We start from the raw sequence: 2,450 nt of genomic DNA on the forward strand, positions 1-2,450 counted from the left end.
CGGTTTAAACCGGAATACTTACTTTTTTTCTTTTAAATCAATTACTCACTATCCTTGCTATACATCAGAAGGCTGCAAGGAAGTGACAATGTCGAAAAAGAGAATACCGATGACCAAAATTAAAGAGGTGTTACGCCTGAAATTCGATTGCGGACTGTCCAACCGCAATATCGCTTCCTGCCTGAAAATAGGCTGCTCTACCGTCTCTGAAATCCTGACTCGTTTTAAGCAGAGCCATATTGGCTGGCCGCTTCCCGAGACTTGCTCAGACTCCGAGCTGACTCAGGCGCTCTACCACCCGAAAAGCGCAAGCCAATCCAAGGTAATGCCGGACTTCGCCCAGTGCTTTGTCGAACTCAAACGCAAAGGCATGACCAAGCTGCTCTTATGGCAAGAATATTATGAGCAGCATCAAGAGAGATCTTACCGATACAGTCAGTTCTGCGAGCACTACACCCGCTGGCTTAAAAAGCAAAAACGCAGCATGAGACAAACACATACCGCTGGCGATAAGCTCTTCATCGATTACTGCGGCCCAACGATCCCTGTGGTTAACCCCGATACCGGGGAAGTCCGTCAGGCCCAAGTCTTTGTCGCCACCTTAGGCGCATCTAATTACACGTATGTCGAAGCCTTCCCGGGGCAGGGAAAAGTCTACTGGCTGGAAGCGCATGCCAATGCCTTCGAGCACTTCGGTGGTGTTCCCAGACTCCTGGTGCCTGATAACCTGCGTTCCGCAGTCAGCAAGGCAGACCGCTATGCGCCAACGATCAATGACAGCTACCAAAAGCTGGCTCATCACTATCAAACCGCCATCATGCCTGCCCGTCCTTATAAACCCAAAGATAAGGCGAAGGCGGAAAACGCGGTCTTACTGGTTGAGCGTTGGATCATGATGCGCCTGCGTCATCGAACCTTCCATACCTTCAAAGAACTGAACCTGAGTATCAGGGAGCTCATGGATGAACTCAACCAACGAGAGATGAAGCAGGTGGGAGCCAGCAGAAAGGCCCTGTTCAAGACGCTGGACAAGCCGGCATTAAAACCACTTCCCATCCAGCGTTATCTCTACACCGAAACAAAACGCGCCAAGGTCGGCCCCGATTACCACATCGAGTACCAACGGCATTATTACTCGGTACCACACCAGTTAGTCGGCCAGCATGTAGAGTTGGAGGCCACATCGAGGCTGGTGCAGATTTACTCTCAGGGCAATCTGGTCTCGCAGCATGCCAGAAGCACGAAAGAAAGAGGGATGAGCACATACCCCGAACATATGCCCGAGAATCACCGTCACCAAAAATGGTCACCAGAGCGCTTACTGCGCTGGGGTGGTCGCATCGGCAGTGCCACACGAGAAGTGGTGAACGCCCAACTGATGTCCAAGCCACATCCAGAGCAGGCATACCGTAGTTGCCTTGGGCTGTTGAACTTAAGCCAAAAGCATGGGGAGCGCCGCCTGGAACAGGCTTGTAAAGATGCCCTTCTGGTCAACAAGCCTTACTTCCAGTTCATCAAAAACCTGTTGGTTAACCACCGCGAAGGCCAGCTCAGTCATGACACAACAACGACACCTAATCTTGTCCACAGCAATGTGCGCGGCCCCAACAGTTACCACTAGGAGATAACGATGAACCAACTGAGTGAACAGCTTAAAGCTCTTCGGCTGAGCCATGCCGCCACCGCACTGGAGCAGCAACAAGAGCAGCTCTCCACATATGCAGAGTTGACGTTCGAAGAGCGCTTAGGCCTGCTGCTCGAAAGTGAGTTACTCAACCGAAGCCAGACCAAAATCCAACGCCTGAAACGTCAGGCAAAGTTAAGGCTGGATGCCCAGCCAAGCCGAATACTGTACAAGGAAGGCCGAGGACTCAAACGCCAGCAAGTCAGTGAACTACTGACCGGTGGCTATCTTCATAAACACCAGAATGTCTTGGTGACAGGCCCGACAGGTGCCGGTAAGACCTATATCGCTTGCGCCCTAGCAACTCAGGCTTGCGAGCAGCAACACACGGCTCGCTACTATCGACTGAGCCGTCTACTGGACGACCTGAGTACAGGTCGTCTGGATGGCACATACCAAAAGCAACTTCAAGCCCTGGCGAAAAAGCAGTTACTGGTTCTTGATGACTGGGGTATGGAAAAGCTGTCTCAAGACCATGCGGGACACTTGCTGGAAGTGCTAGAGGATCGATACCAGGTGAGTAGCACCATCGTTGTCAGCCAACTCCCCGTAAAGGAATGGTACAACATGATAGGCAATGCCACCGTTGCAGATGCACTGCTAGATCGTCTTATCCACAACAGCCACCGAATCGAACTGGGAGGAGAATCCATGCGGAAACTGGTGCAATCCGATCACTTAGAGTAAAAATAAGGGTAGAGAAAAAGAGGGTAAAAAGGTGATCGAAAAAAAACGGAATCCTAGATCACAATCGCCGGAATACGCA

Annotated in this window: 2 protein-coding genes; both read left to right on the plus strand. The window is 51.3% G+C overall.

From position 1 onward, the window contains the following. The first annotated feature begins 88 nt into the window (after positions 1 to 88). Positions 89 to 1,621, plus strand: coding sequence for an IS21 family transposase (gene istA, locus BIT28_RS00170; protein WP_075761625.1), 1,533 nt, complete (start codon positions 89 to 91; stop codon positions 1,619 to 1,621). Positions 1,622 to 1,630: 9 nt separating this feature from the next. Further along, a complete protein-coding gene (gene istB, locus BIT28_RS00175; protein ID WP_075761626.1) occupies positions 1,631 to 2,371 on the plus strand; it encodes an IS21-like element helper ATPase IstB in 741 nt (246 codons plus the stop codon). Positions 2,372 to 2,450 lie beyond the last annotated feature (79 nt).

It is taken from the genome of Photobacterium proteolyticum, assembly GCF_001939735.1.
GTDB lineage: Bacteria > Pseudomonadota > Gammaproteobacteria > Enterobacterales > Vibrionaceae > Photobacterium > Photobacterium proteolyticum.